At 73.9% G+C, this 16,873-nt stretch carries 15 protein-coding genes; 11 read left to right on the top strand and 4 right to left on the bottom strand.

Annotated features, from left to right (window positions below; all coding sequences use genetic code 11):
• Positions 1-32: 32 nt before the first annotated feature.
• From MU522_RS03190 to MU522_RS03170, 5 genes are all read left to right on the top strand, one after another.
• Positions 33-947, top strand: coding sequence for a DUF2510 domain-containing protein (locus MU522_RS03190; protein WP_246992420.1), 915 nt, complete (start codon positions 33-35; stop codon positions 945-947).
• Between the two features lie 212 nt (positions 948-1,159).
• On the top strand, positions 1,160-3,403 hold the full coding sequence (locus MU522_RS03185) for a DEAD/DEAH box helicase (protein WP_246992418.1): 2,244 nt from the start codon (positions 1,160-1,162) through the stop codon (positions 3,401-3,403).
• A 124-nt stretch (positions 3,404-3,527) separates the two neighbouring features.
• Positions 3,528-4,286, top strand: a complete 759-nt coding sequence (locus MU522_RS03180) for an NAD(P)H-binding protein (protein ID WP_246992416.1) — start codon at positions 3,528-3,530, stop codon at positions 4,284-4,286.
• An 80-nt stretch (positions 4,287-4,366) separates the two neighbouring features.
• Positions 4,367-6,364: a DNA helicase RecQ gene (gene recQ, locus MU522_RS03175; protein WP_246992414.1), complete on the top strand. Its 1,998-nt coding sequence runs from the start codon at positions 4,367-4,369 to the stop codon at positions 6,362-6,364.
• Positions 6,361-6,732 (top strand): S4 domain-containing protein, encoded by a 372-nt coding sequence (locus MU522_RS03170; protein WP_128189822.1) that lies wholly within the window; start codon positions 6,361-6,363, stop codon positions 6,730-6,732. The genes recQ and MU522_RS03170 overlap by 4 nt, the downstream gene beginning before the upstream one ends.
• Positions 6,733-6,735: 3 nt before the next feature.
• Here the strand turns inward: MU522_RS03170 and MU522_RS03165 are convergent, their stop codons facing one another.
• Positions 6,736-6,957 (bottom strand): DUF308 domain-containing protein, encoded by a 222-nt coding sequence (locus MU522_RS03165; RefSeq protein ID WP_128189821.1) that lies wholly within the window; start codon positions 6,955-6,957, stop codon positions 6,736-6,738.
• 96 nt (positions 6,958-7,053) lie between these two features.
• Between MU522_RS03165 and MU522_RS03160 the strand changes: the two genes are divergently transcribed.
• Complete coding sequence (locus MU522_RS03160; protein WP_240671359.1) at positions 7,054-7,905, top strand: CoA ester lyase; 852 nt, start codon at positions 7,054-7,056, stop codon at positions 7,903-7,905.
• A gap of 72 nt (positions 7,906-7,977) precedes the next feature.
• Here the strand turns inward: MU522_RS03160 and MU522_RS03155 are convergent, their stop codons facing one another.
• Positions 7,978-8,169 (bottom strand): CsbD family protein, encoded by a 192-nt coding sequence (locus MU522_RS03155; RefSeq protein WP_128189819.1) that lies wholly within the window; start codon positions 8,167-8,169, stop codon positions 7,978-7,980.
• An 81-nt stretch (positions 8,170-8,250) separates the two neighbouring features.
• Positions 8,251-10,047, bottom strand: coding sequence for an MDR family MFS transporter (locus MU522_RS03150; protein ID WP_246992412.1), 1,797 nt, complete (start codon positions 10,045-10,047; stop codon positions 8,251-8,253).
• A gap of 101 nt (positions 10,048-10,148) precedes the next feature.
• On the opposite strand from MU522_RS03150, the gene MU522_RS03145 reads away from it, so the two are divergent.
• The 3 genes from MU522_RS03145 to MU522_RS03135 are packed head-to-tail and all read left to right on the top strand — an operon-like array spanning position 10,149 to position 12,594.
• Positions 10,149-10,988 carry a M15 family metallopeptidase gene (locus tag MU522_RS03145; RefSeq protein ID WP_246992409.1) on the top strand — a complete coding sequence of 280 codons (840 nt, stop codon included), beginning with the start codon at positions 10,149-10,151 and terminating at the stop codon, positions 10,986-10,988.
• Positions 10,989-11,032: 44 nt separating this feature from the next.
• Positions 11,033-11,329 carry a hypothetical protein gene (locus tag MU522_RS03140; RefSeq protein ID WP_246992407.1) on the top strand — a complete coding sequence of 99 codons (297 nt, stop codon included), beginning with the start codon at positions 11,033-11,035 and terminating at the stop codon, positions 11,327-11,329.
• Positions 11,330-11,364: 35 nt separating this feature from the next.
• On the top strand, positions 11,365-12,594 hold the full coding sequence (locus tag MU522_RS03135) for a CapA family protein (protein WP_246992405.1): 1,230 nt from the start codon (positions 11,365-11,367) through the stop codon (positions 12,592-12,594).
• A gap of 130 nt (positions 12,595-12,724) precedes the next feature.
• On the opposite strand, the gene pgm is transcribed toward MU522_RS03135, so the two are convergent.
• Positions 12,725-14,359 (bottom strand): phosphoglucomutase (alpha-D-glucose-1,6-bisphosphate-dependent), encoded by a 1,635-nt coding sequence (pgm, locus tag MU522_RS03130; protein WP_128189816.1) that lies wholly within the window; start codon positions 14,357-14,359, stop codon positions 12,725-12,727.
• Positions 14,360-14,445: 86 nt separating this feature from the next.
• On the opposite strand from pgm, the gene MU522_RS03125 reads away from it, so the two are divergent.
• Positions 14,446-15,810: an aminotransferase class V-fold PLP-dependent enzyme gene (locus MU522_RS03125; protein ID WP_246992403.1), complete on the top strand. Its 1,365-nt coding sequence runs from the start codon at positions 14,446-14,448 to the stop codon at positions 15,808-15,810.
• A gap of 30 nt (positions 15,811-15,840) precedes the next feature.
• On the top strand, positions 15,841-16,779 hold the full coding sequence (pheA, locus tag MU522_RS03120; RefSeq protein WP_246992401.1) for a prephenate dehydratase: 939 nt from the start codon (positions 15,841-15,843) through the stop codon (positions 16,777-16,779).
• Positions 16,780-16,873: the final 94 nt, after the last annotated feature.

Raw genomic sequence — 16,873 nt, 5'->3', positions numbered from 1 at the left:
GCCCGAGGCACCCGTGATCCCGAGGAGGATGCATGCCCAGCTTCCTCATCGTGCACTCCGTCATCCAGGACGGCAGGTTCGACGCCTACCGGCAGCCCCCGACCCTCGACATCGGCGGACTGCGCGCCCCGCTCGACTGGGGCGACATCACGCTGCACGTGCCGGCCGGCGACCTGCCGGTCACCGTCTACGTCGTCCGCACCGACGGGCAGATCGAGGGCGCCAAGATCACGGTGCGCGCGCCCGCGGGGACGGGCACCAGGCTCACCTTCATCCCGCCGCTGCAGCCCGGCGGCACCTCCCAGCTGCGCATCGACGGGCAGTGGGCGGCCGACTCGTCGATGCACTACTACGCGGCGCGCGACGCCCGCGTGCTCGCCGCGCCGACGCATCCGCTCCCGCCCGTCGGCGAGGGGCGCTCGCGCGCGGCCTCCGGCGTGCGGATCGTCGCGCCCGCTGCGGCGCCGCTCGCGCCGCCCGCGCAGGCCGTGGGCCCGACGCCCGGCTCCACGGCCTCGGTGCCGCCGTCGCCGTCGAGCTTCGGGCACGAGCAGGGCGCCCGCGTCGATCCCGTGCAGGCGAGCCCGGCGCACCCGGCGCCCGGGGCCGCCGGACCCGCGCAGCCCCAGCCGTCGTTCGGGCAGCGGCAGCCGCCCGCGATCCCGACGCCCGAGGAGTTCGACCGGCTCGAGCGCGAGGCGGGCGCCGCGCAGGCGCGCGCCTACGAGGCGTGGGCGGCGCAGCAGCGCGCGACGTCGCACGAGCAGCTCGCCCAGCACGACGGCGCGCCGCGGCCCATCGGGCTCGTTCCTGCGAACGCGGGGCAGGCGCAGCCGGCCTGGTACCCCGACCCCTTCCGGCGCGCGGAGCTGCGCTGGTTCGACGGCCAGCAGTGGACGTCGTCGGTCATGCGCGGCGGGGCCCGGGCGCACGACCTGCCCGGCTGAGCCCCCCGTGCCGATTGCCCCTGTCGCCCCGGCAGGGGATGCCGTAGTGTGGACAGGTCGGCTCGGGACAGGCGCGGTTGTGCGCGCCACATGGAGTGTCGCCGCGGCCGGAGTTCCCGCGAGCACCCTCGCGGACGAACCAGATGATCCCGCGATGAACTGCGGCTCTACCAGCGCAAGCCTTCGTCTTGCGCGCGATCACGAGACGAGCGATGGCACGTAACGACCAGCGTCCCCAGGGCGCCCACCGACCGAACGACCGCAGCGGCAGCCGCCCCGGCTCCCGCAGCCCCGGCCACCGCGGCCACCGCGAGGAGCAGCCCGGCAAGAACCGCTGGAGCCGCGACGACCGCGACCGCCGCGACCAGGGCGGCCAGCAGGGCGGCTCGCGCCGGCCCAACTGGACCCCGCCGGAGGAGCGCAAGCACGACGACCGTCGCGCCCCCGCGTTCCGCACCCGCGGCGGCCACCAGGGCGGCCGCGACCAGCAGCGCGACGACCGCCTCCACCGCGGCGAGCGCCCGCGCGGCTTCGACCGCGCCCGCGACGACCACCGCGGCCGCGGCACCGACGACCGCCGTGGCGGCGAGCGCCGCTTCGACCGGGACGACCGCCCGCAGCGGTCGTTCGGCGATCGGGATGCGCGTGGTGGTGACCGTCGCTTCGATCGGGATGACCGTCCGCAGCGGTCGTTCGGCGACCGCGATGCGCGCGGTGGTGACCGTCGCTTCGACCGGGATGACCGTCCGCAGCGGTCGTTCGGCGACCGGGATGCGCGTGGCGGCGACCGTCGCTTCGATCGGGATGACCGTCCGCAGCGGTCGTTCGGCGACCGGGATGCGCGTGGCGGCGACCGTCGTCCGCAGGGCGACCGCCGCGACGACCGCTTCGGCGACCGCCGCCGCGACGACCGTCCGCAGCGCTCGTTCGACGACCGCGGCAACCGGGGCGGCGGCGAGCGTCGCTTCGACCGCGATGAGCGCCCGCAGCGCCGCTTCGACCGCGACGAGCGACCGCAGCGCCGCTCCGACGACCGCACGGAGCGCCCGCAGCGCCGCTTCGACCGCGACGAGCGCCCGCAGCGCTCCGCCGGCGGCCGCGACAGCCGCGGCGGCGAGCGCCGCTTCGACGACCGCCCCCGGCGCGACAGCACCTACTACCCGGCCAAGGACGCGAACCCGTTCACGCCCAAGGAGGACGTCGTCCTCGAGCGCCTCGAGGCGCAGTCCACGAGCGCCGCGGACGTCGAGGGCATCAGCTTCGGCGACCTCGGCCTCGGCGACAGCATCTCCGCGGCGCTGGCCGCGATGGGCGCCGAGTCGCCCTTCCCGATCCAGGCCGCGACCATCCCCGACGTGATCGCCGGCCGCGACGTGCTCGGCCGCGGCCGCACCGGCTCCGGCAAGACGATCGCGTTCGGCGCGCCCATCGTCGAGCTGCTCACGCGCAACCGCCCCGACCGCCGCGAGATCGGCCGCGCCCCGCGCGCGCTGATCCTGGCGCCGACCCGCGAGCTCGCGCAGCAGATCAACCACGTGATCATGACCCTCGGCCGCTCGGTCGGCGTCTTCACGACCGTGATCGTCGGCGGCGTCAAGCAGGATCGCCAGGTCGAGGGGCTGCGTCGCGGCGTCGACATCGTCATCGGCACCCCCGGCCGCATCGAGGACCTCGTCGAGCAGCGCAAGCTGAACCTCGGCAGCGTCGAGATCGCGGTGGTCGACGAGGCCGACCACATGACCGAGCTCGGATTCCTCGAGCCCGTGCAGCGCATCCTGCGGCAGACCCGCCCCGGCAGCCAGAAGCTGCTCTTCTCGGCGACGCTCGACGCCGAGGTGCAGACGATCGTCAAGGAGTTCCTGCCCGAGCCCTCCGTGCACGAGGTCGCGGGCGAGGAGCAGTCGACGTCGACGATCGACCACCAGGTGCTCGTCGTCGACCGCTACGACAAGGACGCCGTGCTCGAGCAGATCGTGCGCAACCCCGGTCGCATCGTGGTCTTCACGCGCACCCGCGCCTACGCCGAGCGGCTCGCCGAGCAGTTCGACGACGCGGGCATCGCGGCGGTGAGCCTCCACGGCGACCTGACGCAGGCGAAGCGCAACCGCTCGCTCGACAAGGTCAAGCGCGGCAAGGTCGACGTGCTCGTCGCGACCGACGTCGCCGCGCGCGGCATCCACATCGACGACATCGCGCTCGTCGTGCAGGCCGACCCGCCGGACGAGTACAAGACCTACATGCACCGCTCGGGCCGCACCGGCCGCGCGGGCAACGACGGCCGCGTCGTCACCGTGATCGCTCCCGCGCGCCGCAAGCGCACCCAGCAGCTGCTGGACCGGGCCGAGATCGAGGCGCCGATGATCCCGGTCGTCCCCGGCGACGACCTGCTCGACACCCTCACGATGCCGCCGTCGTCCGGCCGCGCGGAGGCTGCCGAGGCGGTCCCCGCCTCGTAGCGGCTCGCGCACGACGCACGCCCGCAGCGCCCGCAGACGGCCCGGATCCCCGCGATCCGGGCCGTCTGCCGCATCCGCGCCCCGTCGGGCTTGCGCTGTGCGGCCGCTGGCGTAGCGTGAGGGCATGCGCGTCGTGGTCGTCGGTGGTTCGGGGAATGCGGGCTCGGCGATCGTGCGGGCGCTCGGCAGGCGCGGTGCCCAGGCGGTGCCGATGTCGCGCTCCGGCAAGGCGATCGCGGGAGCGCCCGGCGTCAAGGCCGACATCGTCACGGGCGAGGGGCTCGACGAGGCGCTCGCGGGCGCCGACGTGGTCGTCGACGCCGCGAACTCGCGCAACCCGCTCGACCTGAAGCCCTTCGCGATCGGCGCGCGCAACCTCGTCGCGGCGGCCGAGCGCGCCGGCGTGCGGCGCGCGGTGGTGCTCTCGATCATCGGCGTCGACCGCTCGAAGCTGTCGTACCACCGCCGCAAGCGCGAGCAGGAGCTCACCTACCTCGGCTCGTCGCTCGACGTGACCATCGTGCGCGCCGCGCAGTTCCACGAGTGGTCGGTCGACTTCTTCGAGGCGGGCTCGGCGCTCGGCGCGATCCCGGTGGTGCTCGGCGGCCGCCTGCAGCCGGTGGCGGTGAGCGAGGTCGCCGACCTCGTCGCCGACGAGGCGCTCGAGCCCTCGGGCGAGCGGATGCTCGAGATCGCGGGGCCGCAGGTGCGGGTCTCGCGCGACCTGGCGAGGGCCTGGCAGGCGGCGACGGGCGCGCGCGGCCTGATCGTCAACGGCCCCTTCCCGCCGTCGATGGTCGACTACCTGCGCTCGGGCGCCAACCTCTCGGAGCAGCGCAAGGGCACCGTCACCTTCGAGGAGTGGCTCGCGCGCCGCCGCTGATCCCCAGCATCCCGCCCGCGTCGGGCGCGCGTGGGCGGTCGCACCTAGGGTGGATGCGTGACGGCCGCGAAGGGGGACGCGTGACGGACGCGACGCACGACGGCTGGGCCCCGCCCAGCGACGACGACGCACCCGAGCCCTGGGACTCGTGGGGCGAGCCCGACGACGGCTGGGTGCCGCCGTCGGACGACGACGCACCCTCGAGCGGGCCCGGCGGCACGCGCACCGCGGTGCGCCGCGCTCCCGCGCCGGCGCGCGCGCCCGGCGTCGCCGCGACCGCGAAGGCCGCCACCCCGCTCGAGGCGCTCACGCGCGTGTGGGGCTACGACGCGTTCCGCGGGCAGCAGGCCGAGGTCATCGACGAGGTCGTCGCCGGCCGCGACGTGGTCGTGCTCATGCCCACGGGCGGCGGCAAGAGCCTCTGCTACCAGATCCCCTCGCTCGTGCGCGAGGGCACCGGTGTCGTCATCAGCCCGCTCATCGCCCTCATGCACGACCAGGTCGACGCGCTCGAGCAGCTGGGCGTGCGAGCCGCGTTCCTCAACTCCACGCAGTCGATCGACGAGCGGCGCGACGTCGAGCGGCGGCTGCTCGCGGGCGAGCTCGACATGCTCTACCTCGCGCCCGAGCGGCTGCCGGTGGCGCAGAGCCTGCTCGACGCGGCCCCCATCGCGCTCTTCGCGATCGACGAGGCCCACTGCGTCAGCCAGTGGGGCCACGACTTCCGGCCCGACTACCTGCAGCTGTCGGTGCTCGGCGAGCGCTGGCCCGACGTGCCGCGCGTCGCGCTCACCGCGACGGCCACCGCCGAGACGCGCGCCGAGATCGTCGAGCGGCTCGGGCTGCGCGACGCGCGCGTGTTCGTCTCGAGCTTCGACCGGCCCAACATCCAGTACCGCATCGCCCCCAAGCAGGACGCCAAGGCGCAACTGCTGCGCATCATCCGCGACGAGCACCCGGGCGCCGCCGGCATCGTCTACTGCCTCTCCCGCAAGTCGGTCGAGGGCACGGCCGAGTGGCTGCGCGCGCAGGGCGTCGACGCGCTGCCGTACCACGCGGGCCTCGACGGCGCCGTGCGCGCCCGCAACCAGCAGCGCTTCCTGCGCGACGACGGCGTGGTGATGGTCGCGACCATCGCCTTCGGCATGGGCATCGACAAGCCCGACGTGCGCTTCGTCGCCCACCTCGACCTGCCCAAGTCGGTCGAGGGCTACTACCAGGAGACCGGCCGTGCCGGCCGCGACGGGGAGCCGTCGACCGCGTGGCTCGCCTACGGGCTCCAGGACGTCGTGCAGCAGCGCCGCATGATCGCCGACGGCGACGGCGACGCCCAGCGCAAGCGCAACCAGACGCTGCACCTCGACGCGATGCTCGCGCTCTGCGAGACGGTCGAGTGCCGCCGCCAGCAGCTGCTCGGCTACTTCGGCGAGCCGAGCGAGCCGTGCGGCAACTGCGACACGTGCCTCACCCCGCCCGACTCCTACGACGGCACCGTGCCGGCCCAGAAGTTGCTCTCGACCGTCGTGCGGCTGCAGCGCGAGCGCCGGCAGTCGTTCGGCGCCGGCCACCTGGTCGACATCCTCGTCGGGGCCGAGACCGAGCGCATCCGCCGCCTCGGGCACGACCAGCTCGCCACCTACGGCATCGGCGGCGACCTGCCGGCGACGCAGTGGCGCGGCATCGTGCGGCAGCTGCTCGCGCAGGGCCTGCTGCAGGTGCAGGGGGAGTACGGCGTGCTGGCGCTCACGGATGCGTCGGCGGCGGTGCTCGCGGGCGACCGGCAGGTGCGCCTGCGGCACGAGGCGAAGGCGCCCCCGAAGGCGGCCAGGCGCTCGGCCAGCACCGCGCAGCTCGACGACGCCGACCAGGGCCGCTTCCAGGCGCTGCGCGCCTGGCGCGCGACGACGGCGAAGGAGCAGGCGGTGCCCGCCTACGTCGTCTTCAACGACCGCACGCTCGCGGCCATCGCCGAGCGGCGCCCGACGAGCCTCGTCGAGCTGTCGACCGTCTCGGGCGTGGGCGAGTCGAAGCTCGAGCGCTACGGCGAGGCCGTGCTCGAGGTGCTGGCGGCGGCATGAGCGAGCGGGTGCGGCTCGACGTCTGGATCTGGGCGGTGCGGCTCGTCAAGACGCGCGCGGCAGCGACCGCGGCCTGCCGCGGCGGGCACGTGAAGCTCAACGGCCAGGCCGCGAAGGCGGCGCAGCCCGTGCGGATCGGCGACGAGGTGCGGGTGCGCATCTCGGGCTTCGACCGCGTGGTCGGCGTGCAGCAGCTGCTGTCGAAGCGCGTGAGCGCGCCCCTCGCCGCCGCCGCGATCGACGACCGATCGCCCGAGCGGCCCACGGCGATCGACGCGGCGCAGGTGCCGCGCCGCGCGAAGGGCGCGGGGCGGCCGTCGAGCCGCGAGCGCCGCGAGATCGATCGGCTGCGGGGCCGCGAGGGCTGAGGGCTACGTCGTGACGACGAGTCCCATGACGAGCCACAGGAGCGCCGGCACCGTCAGCGAGGTGCCCAGCACGAGCGCGGTGACGCCGAAGGCGAGCAGCGGCCGCGACGACGAGTCGTCCCGGCGCCGCGAGCCGCGCACGAGCAGGAGCGCGCCGACGACGAGCAGCAGCACGCCGGCGATGATGCTGAGCACGGCGAGCGGGGTGAAGGTCATCAGCGACATGGCGCGAGCGTAGCCCGCGGGGGCGGCGGAGCCCGCGCCGACCGCCGTGCGGCGCCCGGCCCGGCCCGCGCATCCCGCTTCGATACCCTGGAGCACGTGCCCAGAACCGACATCTCGCCCCTGATCGCCCGCTCCTGGCTGCTCGTGCCCGCCTCGAAGCCCGAGCTCTTCGAGATCGCGCAGGCGAGCGACGCCGACGCGATCATCATCGACATCGAGGACGCGGTGGCGGCCAAGGACAAGGCGCAGGCCCGCGCCGACACCGTCGAGTGGCTGTCGACCGGCCACCGCGCGTGGGTGCGCATCAATGATGCCGCGAGCGAGTTCTGGAGCACCGACTGCGCAGCGCTCAAGGACGTCGAGGGCCTCGAGGGCATCATGCTCGCGAAGACCGAGTCGGCGAGCCACGTCGACGACACCGCCGACCGCCTGCCCGAGGGCACGCGCATCCTCGCGCTCGTCGAGACGGCCCGCGGCGTGCTGCACGTCGAGCGCATCGCGAACGCGCCCGCGACCTTCCGCCTCGCGTTCGGCACCGGCGACTTCAAGCGCGACACCGCCACCGGAGACGACCCGATCGCGCTCGCCTACGCGCGCTCGCAGCTCGTGATCGCCTCGCGCGCGGCCCGTCTGCCGGCGCCCATCGACGGCCCGACCCTGTCGACGGATGCGCTGGCCGACGGCACGAGGCTCGCGAAGGAGATGGGCATGTCGGGCAAGCTCTGCCTCACGCACACGCAGGCCGCCGCCATCAACGCGGGCCTCGCCCCGAGCCCGGAGGACGTGGCGTGGGCGCACGGGTTCGTGCGCGCGTTCGAGGAGTCGGGCGGGAAGATCACCGACGGGAGCGACCTGCCGCGGCTCGCGCGCGCCCAGAAGATCCAGGCGCAGGCGCGCGACTTCGGCATCGAGGCCGAGGCGACCGCACTGGAGCAGCTGAACTACTGAGCGGCGCACGCCGAGCACGGCAGAGGGCGGGGCGCCGAAGCGCCCCGCCCTCTGCGGTTCGAGCCGGTCGGCTCAGCGGAATGTGTCCTTGACGTCGTCGCCGGCGTCCTTCACGTGCTCGCCCGCCTGCTTGGCGTTCGCGACGTTCTGGTCGTGCTGACCCTGCGCCTCGAGGCGCTCGTTGTCGGTCGCGTCGCCGATGCCCTCCTTGGCGTTGCCGACTGCTTCCTTGGCTGCGTTCGAGATCTTGTCGTCGAGACCCATCTCAACCTCCTTGATCGGTGGGAGTCCGCCCGGTCTGAGCGGCTCCGGGGTACAACGTAGGCGGCGAGCCTGGGAGCCTGCTCAGGATGCGTCGGGCCGGGCCTCGCGCCCGGCGGCCGCCGGCCGCACGACGGGGATCGACGACGTCGTCACGGGAGGGGCGACGGATCCGGGGGCCGACGCATCCGCCTCGAGCTGTGCCTGGGCGGCGCGCTCGGCCATGGCCTCCTCCATCGCCGACTTCTGGCGCAGCGGCGGCGCCTTGAAGAAGAACGACAGCACGAGCGCCACCCCGACGACGGCGAGCGCCACCCAGAAGGGCCCGCTCGTGGCGTTGGAGAAGCCGTCGAGGAACGGCGCGGCGAGCCGCGGGTCGGCGGTGTTGAGGAACGAGGAGTCCTCGTTGAGCGCGCCGCCGATGCGCTCGGGGTGCTGCAGCACGTCGAGGATGCGCTCGTTGCCCGGGTCGGCGAGCACCGCGGGATCCTGCATCGCCGCGGCCAGGTCGGTGCGGAGGTCCTGGCGGCCGAACGCGGTCTGCAGCGTCTCGGGCAGGCGCGCGAACAGCATCGAGAAGACCACCGCGACGCCGGCCGTGCCGCCGAGCTGGCGGAAGAACGTGGCGGCGCTCGTCGCGACGCCCATGTCCTTCGGCTGCACGGCGTTCTGGCTCGCGATCGTGAGCGTCTGCATGAGCTGCCCGAGGCCGAGGCCCAGCAGCAGCTGGCCGAGCAGCAGCACCCACAGCGGGCTGTCGAAGCGCAGCGTGACGAGCACGCCGTAGGCGACGGCCATGATCGCGAGCCCCGCGACCGGGAAGAAGCGGTAGCGGCCCGTGCGGGCGACGATCTGCCCGGAGGCGATCGACGCGATCATGAGGCCCAGGATCATCGGGAGCGTGGCGAGGCCCGCCTCGGTCGGGTTCATGCCGTGCACGATCTGCAGCACGAACGGGATCATCATCATGCCCGCGAACATGCCGAAGCCGGTGAAGACGCCGAGCACGGTCGCCATCGAGAAGGTGCTGCTGCCGAACAGGTGCAGCGGGATGAGCGCGGCATCGCCCATGCGGCGCTCGACGGCGATGAACGCCACGATGCCGAGCACGCCGACGACGTAGCAGGCGATGGCGGCGGGCGACGCCCATCCCCACTCCCGGCCCTGCTCGGCCACGAGCAGCAGCGGCACGACGCCGATGGCGAGCAGCGCCGCGCCCCACCAGTCGATGCGCACGCGCTCGTGGTGGGCGGGCAGGTGCAGGAATCGCCAGACCATCGTGAGCGCGGCGACGCCGATCGGCAGGTTGACGAGGAACACCCAGCGCCAGCCCTCGAGGAAGAGGATGCGGTCGGCGCCGGCGAGCACGCCGCCGATGAGCGGCCCGAGGATCGACGAGACGCCGAAGACGGCGAGGAAGTAGCCCTGGTACTTGGCGCGCTCGCGGGGGCTCAGCACGTCGGCCATGATCGTGAGCGGCAGCGACATGAGGCCGCCGGCGCCGAGGCCCTGGATCGCGCGGAACGCCGCGAGCTGGATCATGTCCTGCGCGAACGACGACAGGATCGAGCCGAGCAGGAACAGCACGATCGCGATGAGGAAGAGCGGCCTGCGGCCGAAGATGTCGCTGAGCTTGCCGTAGATGGGCGTGACGATCGTCGAGACGATGAGGAACGCGGTCACGACCCACACCTGCAGGTCGAGGCCCTGCAGGTCGTCGGCGATCGTGCGCATCGAGGTGCCGACGACGGTCTGCGAGAGCGACGACAGGAACATCGCGATCATGAGGCCGGCCAGCACGAGCATGATCTGGCGGTGGGTCATCAGGGGTGCGTCGGGCGCGTCGGCGCCCTCGACGGAGCGCGACTCGCGCTGCGACATGGGGGTCCTGCTCTCAAGGATTCGCGTGTGGGGAAGATCGTTAGTCTAGCGAATGGTCTGCGTGGGCGCCAGCCCGGCGCCACGGATGGCACGATGGATGCGTGCGGCGAGCGAGCGTGGTGGTGGCGGTGACGGCGGCGCTGGTCCTGACCGGCTGCGCCGAGCCGGCCGACCCGGCACCGACGGCCTCGGCGCCCGCCTCGCCGAGCGCATCCGTCGCCGCGACGCCGACGCCGACGCCGACGCCGACGCCCTCGCCGAGCCCGAGCGTCCCGCCGACGCCGGAGCCCGCGCCGACCGTGACGCCGAGCCCCTCGGCGACGCAGGAGCCGCCGCCGCCCCAGGCCGACGGGAGCGCGTCGAGCCTGCAGGTGCTCGTCAACAAGCGGCGGCCACTCCAGCCGCAGGACTACGTGCCGGAGGTCGTCGCGGTCTCGATCTCGCGCGACGTCGACGGCGGCGGCGAGTGGGTGCGGCCCGAGGTCGACGCGGCCCTGCGCGAGCTCGACGCCGCGATGCGCGTCGAGCTGGGGGAGGGGCTGCACGTCTTCTCGTCGTACCGCAGCTTCGCGCGCCAGACCGAGCTCTACAACGGCTACGTCGCGAGCAGCGGGCAGGCCGCCGCCGACCGCACGAGCGCCCGGCCGGGCCACAGCGAGCACCAGACGGGCCTGGCCGTCGACGTCGTCGGCACGAGCGGCCAGTGCCGGCTCGACGTCTGCTTCGGCGGCACCGCCGCGGGCCGCTGGGTCGCCGCGGAGTCGTGGCGGTTCGGGTTCGTCGTGCGCTACCCCGACGGGCTGCAGGGCATCACGGGCTACCACTACGAGCCCTGGCACCTGCGCTACGTCGGCACCGACGTGTCGGTCGCGATGCACGAGCAGGGCACCCGCACGCTCGAGGAGCACTTCGGTGCCGGCAGCGCGCCGGACTACGGATGACGGGCATGCGGGCGGCTCGCAGGGTCGCGACGTAGCCTGCCTCCATGGCGAAGGCAGGACGCAGCATCGGCCGCAGCGGCGGCGGCGGAGGGTTCGGCGGCGGGTCGCGCAGCTTCTTCGGGGGCGGGTCGCGCTCGGGCGGCGGCGGCTCGTTCGGCGGCGGCTCCTGGGGGCGATCGTCGAGCTCGCGCTCGCGGAGCTCGTGGAACTGGAGCCCCTCGACGGGCGGCTCCTCGCGCCCGCACCGCGGCAGCGGCGGCGAGGCGCCGAGCGCCGTCTCGTGGGTGCTGATCATCGTCATCCTCGCGATCGCGCTCTTCCTCACCTACGGCGTCGGCTGACGCGAGCCGGATGCGCCGACGCGTAGCCTGAGCGCATGACGACGGCGCGCACGCGGCTCCCGAGGCCGCTCCTCGCGGTGGCCGCTGCGACCGCGCTGCTGCTCTCCGGCTGCCAGGGCGCGTTCCAGCCCGCCACAGCCGACCCCGGTGCGACCGCGACCGACCCCGCGGCCCAGCCCGAGGCATCCGCCACCCCGACGCCCACGCCCGAGTCCGCCACCGTCTCGGTGTCGGCGATGGGCGACATGCTGCCGCACGACTCGGTGACCGCCGACGCCCTGCAGCCCGACGGCACCTACGACTACGGCCAGTTCTTCGACGCGGCGCGGCCGATCTGGGCCGACAGCGACCTCGTCTACTGCAACCAGGAGGCGCCGTCAGCGGGCGTCGAGCTGGGGCTCACCTACTACCCGGCGTTCAACGCGCCGCGCGAGTTCGCCGAAGGCATCGCCGACGCCGGCTGCAACGTGATCGGCTTCGGCAACAACCACACCTTCGACCGCGGCCAGGAGGGCGTCGACCGCACGCGCGCCGTGTGGGACGAGCTCGACCCGCTGCTCTTCGCGGGCGGCTTCCGGAGCCCCGAGGAGCAGGCGGAGGTGCCCGTCACCGAGGTCGACGGGCTCGCGGTCGCGTTCCTGAGCTTCGTCGACCTGTCGAACACGCCCACGAACGACCACGTCGTCACCTGGCTCGACGACCCGCTCGTCGAGCAGCAGCTCGCCGAGGCCGAGGAGGTCGCCGACGCGACGATGGTCGCGGTGCACTGGGGCAACGAGTACTCGGCGGTCGTCAGCGACCGCCAGCGCGAGCAGGCGCAGCGGCTCGCCGACCTCGGTGCCGACGTGATCCTCGGCACCCACCCGCACGTGCTGCAGGAGGCCGAGTGGATCGAGCGCGCCGACGGCACCCGCGCGTTCGTGTACTACTCGCTCGGCAACGCGCTCTCGACGCAGATGGCCGTGCCGCGCGTCGTGAGCGCGGTCGCGCAGTTCGACCTCGTCGGGGAGCCCGGCGGCCCGGTCGAGGTGGTCGACCCGGCTGCGGTGCCGCTCTACATGCACTTCGACCTGACGCCCGCGCAGTTCCAGTCGGGCGCGTGGGTCAACCGGCGCAACCTGCAGCTGCACCCGCTCGTCGACGCGGCGGAGCCCATCACGCGCTCGGCGTGGCGCAACGAGCTGACGGTCGAGTCGGGCGTGCAGCTCGTGACGGATGTGCTCGGTCCAGACGTGCGCATCGTGACGGAGTCGTTCGCGCCCTGACCCGGCCCGCAGGTCGCCGCTCCGCTCGTCGAGCAGGCCGCGCAGCGGTCGTATCGAGACGACGACCGCTCGGACGGCGGTCCAGATCTCGATACGCGCTTCGCGCTACTCGATCAGCGAGTGGGGTCCGCTATCCAGCGAGGGCCGCGTCGACGATCTGCTTCGCCTCCGCCTGCACCTGCCGCAGGTGCTCCTCGCCCGCGAACGACTCGGCGTAGATCTTGTACACATCCTCGGTGCCCGACGGGCGGGCGGCGAACCAGGCGCGCTCGGTGACGACCTTCAGGCCGCCGATCGCGGCGCCGTTGCCGGGCGCCTCGGTGAGCTTCGCGACGATCGGGTCGCCGGCGAGCTCGGTCGCCGCGACCGCGTCGCCCGTGAGTTTCCCCAGCCGAGCCTTCTGCTCGCGCGACGCCGGCGCATCCACCCGCTCGTACACCGGCGCGCCGAAGCGCTCGGTCAGCTCGCCGTAGAGCTGCGACGGCGACTTGCCGGTCACCGCGCGGATCTCGGACGCGAGCAGGCACAGCAGGATGCCGTCCTTGTCGGTCGTCCAGACGGTGCCGTCCATCTGCAGGAACGAAGCGCCCGCGCTCTCCTCGCCGCCGAAGCCGACGGAGCCGTCGACGAGCCCCGGCACGAACCACTTGAACCCGACGGGCACCTCCCACAGCCGTCGCCCGAGCGACTCGGCCACCCGGTCGATCATCGACGAGGAGACGAGCGTCTTGCCGATCGCGGCGTCGGCGCGCCAGTGCGGCCGGTGCGCGTAGAGGTACTCGATCGCGACGGCGAGGAAGTGGTTGGGGTTCATGAGCCCGCCGTCGGGCGTGACGATGCCGTGCCGGTCGGCGTCGGCGTCGTTGCCGGTGAGGATGTCGAACTCCTCGCGCCGCGCGAGCACCGACGCCATCGCGCTCGGGCTCGAGCAGTCCATGCGGATCTTCTCGTCCCAGTCGAGCGTCATGAACGACCACGTCGGGTCGACGGCCGGGTTCGTCACCGTCAGGTCGATGCCGTAGCGCTCGGCGATGGCGCCGTAGTAGTCGACCGCCGCGCCGCCGAGCGGGTCGGCACCGATGTGGAGGCCCGCGGCCGTGATCGCCTCGAAGTCGATGACCCGGCCGAGCGCCGAGACGTACTCCTCGCGGAAGTCGTAGAGCTCGACGCGGTGGTCGCTGCCGCCGGTCACCTCGACGCGCTGCACGCCCTCGAGGCCGGCGGCGATGAGCTCGTTGGCGCGCTTCGCGATCCACCCGGTCGCGTCGGAGTCGGCCGGGCCGCCGTGCGGCGGGTTGTACTTGAAGCCGCCGTCGCGCGGCGGGTTGTGCGACGGGGTCACGACGATGCCGTCTGCGCGGTCGTCGTCGGATGCCTCGGCGTTGTAGGCGAGGATCGCGCGCGAGACCGCCGGGGTCGGCGTGACCGAGCCGCGCGCATCCGCCATCACCCGCACGCCGTTGGCGACGAGCACCTCGAGCGCGGAGCGCTCCGCCGGCAGCGACAGCGCGTGCGTGTCGCGGCCGATGAAGAGCGGCCCGGTGATGCCCTGGCTCGCGCGGTACTCGCAGATCGCCTGGGTGATCGCGAGGATGTGCGCCTCGTTGAAGGCGGTGTCTAGGGCGCTGCCGCGGTGGCCGCTCGTGCCGAACGCGACGGCCTGGTCGGGGTTCGTCACGTCGGGCGTCAGCTCGTAGTACGCGCGCTCGAGGGCGGCGACATCGATGAGGTCGTGGGGCTGGGCGACGGTGCCGGCTCTGCTCATGGCACCATCCAAGCACCGCGCGCCTGAGCCAGGGCGGCAGGATGTCACCCGTTGTCGCAGCCCGGTGCCGGTGCCACACTGTGGCCGTGGACGACCGGGCGAGGGCTCTGGACGCCGCGCACCGCAGCGCGACGGCATTCCTCGGCACGCTCGACGAGCGGCCGGTGTGGCCGCGCGCGAGCCTCGACGAGATGCTCGAGGTCTTCGGCGGCGCGCTGCCGGAGGAGGGCGCCGACCCGGCGGCGGTCGTGGAGGAGCTCGCGCGCGGCGCCGACGCGGGCCTGGCCGGCATCCCCGGCCCCCGCTTCTTCGGCTTCGTGATCGGCGGCACGCTGCCGGCGGCGCTCGCGGCCGACTGGCTCGTGTCGGCGTGGGACCAGAACTCCGGCTCGGCGATGCTGACCCCGGCGACGGTGGCGCTCGAGCGGGTCGCGGGGCAGTGGATGCTCGACCTCTTCGGCCTGCCGGCCACGGCGAGCGTCGGCTTCGTCACGGGCGGCCAGGTCGCCAACTTCACGTGCCTCGCCGCCGCCCGCAACGCCGTGCTCGCGCGGGCGGGCTGGGACCTGGCCGACCTCGGGCTGCACGGCGCCCCCGCGATCCGCCTCGTCGTCGGCGCCGACCGCCACGGCTCGATCGACCGCGCGGTGCGCTTCCTGGGCATCGGGCGCAGCGAGATCGTCGTCGTCGACGCCGACGAGGAGGGGCGGATGCGCCCGGACGCCCTCGAGCGCACGCTCGAGCACGGCGAGGGGCCGCTCATCGTCTGCCTGCAGGCGGGCGAGGTGCACACGGGCGCGTTCGACGACTTCGCCGCGCTCATCCCGATCGCGCACCGCAACGCGGCGTGGGTGCACGTCGACGGCGCCTTCGGGCTGTGGGCGGCGGCGAGCCCAGCGCTGCGGCACCTCACCGAGGGCATGGCGCAGGCCGACTCGTGGGCGACCGACGCGCACAAGACGCTCAACGTGCCGTACGACTGCGGCATGGCGATCGTGCGCGACCCGGCCGACTCGATCGCCGCCTTTCGCACCGGCGGCGACTACCTCGTCTACACCGGCCTCGATCCGTGGGACGTGACGCCCGAGCTCTCGCGCCGCGCACGCGGCGTGCCCGCCTGGGCGGCGCTGCGCAGCCTCGGCCGCACCGGCGTCGCGGCCCTCGTCGACCGTCTGCGCGCGAACGCGCTCGCGATGGCCGAGGGGCTCGGCGCGATCGACGGCGTCGAGGTGGTGGCCGAGGTGCCGTACACGCAGGTCATGTTCCGGATGGGCTCCGACGAGGCGACACGGGCGCTCGGCGCCGCGATCCTCGCCGAGGGCACCGCGGTCGTGACGGGCGCCGAGTGGCGCGGCCGCGCGGCGCTGCGCTGCTCGATGTCGTCGTGGGCGACGCAGCCGAGCGACGTCGAGCGCACGCTCGCCGCGATCCGCGCCCTCGCCGCCGCCTGACGTCGCGCCGCCGCAACCTAGGCTGGAGCCATGACCCAGCCCCGCGTCGTCACGTTCCTCGGCCCCCGCGGCACGTTCACCGAGGCGGCGCTCGAGCAGGTCCCCGGCCTCGAGGACGCCGAGCGGGTGCCGGTCGCGAACGTCGCCGAGGCGCTCGCGGCGGTCTCCGACGGCCGCTCCGACGCGGCGATGATCGCGATCGAGAACTCGATCGAGGGCGGCGTCACCGCCGCCCAGGACGCGCTCGCCGCGACCCCCGGCATCCGCATCCTCTCCGAGCACGTCGTGAGCGTGAACTTCTCGCTCGTCGCCCCCGCGGGCACGCGGCTCGACGACATCCGCGTCATCGCCGCCCACCCGGTCGCGTGGGCGCAGTGCGCCGGCTGGCTGCAGCGCGAGCTGCCCGGTCGCGCGCACCTGCCCGCCGCCTCCAACGTGACCGCGGCCGCCGACCTCGGCAGCGGCACCGCGCAGGCGGCGCTCTCGACGCCGACGATCGGCCACTGGGTCGACGGGCTCGACGTGCTCGCCGACCGGATCGGCGACAACCCGGATGCGGTGACGCGCTTCCTGTTCGTCGGCCGCGCGGGCGCGCCCGGCAAGCCGACCGGCTCCGACAAGACGAGCCTCGTGGTCGAGCTGCCGAGCGACGAGCCGGGCATGCTGCTCGACATGCTCGAGCAGTTCGCCACCCGCGGGGTCAACCTCTCGCTCATCCAGTCGCGGCCCATCGGCGACCGGCTCGGGCGCTACCGCTTCGTGATGGACGCCGACGGCCACATCCGCGACGAGCGGGTGGCGGATGCGCTGCTCGGCCTCAAGCGCTTCAGCCCGTCGGTGACGTTCCTGGGCTCGTACCCGCGGGCCGACGGCCAGCGGATCGAGGTCGAGCACCGCTACTCGAACGCGTCGTTCGAGGACGCGCGCGACTGGTTGCGGGGGCTGCTCGCGGGGGAGCCGGACGCCTGATCGCTCGGCTCTGTTACGCGATATGACGATAGGAGCCATAAGCCTGCGTTAGATTGATCGGCGGCCCACCGCCCCCGATCAGGAAAGACAGGCT

Source organism: Agrococcus sp. SCSIO52902, from assembly GCF_022983135.1.
GTDB classification, from domain to species: domain Bacteria; phylum Actinomycetota; class Actinomycetes; order Actinomycetales; family Microbacteriaceae; genus Agrococcus; species Agrococcus sediminis.
The sequence above is the reverse complement of the archived record's forward strand: the minus strand, read 5'-3'. Positions and strand labels throughout refer to the sequence as shown.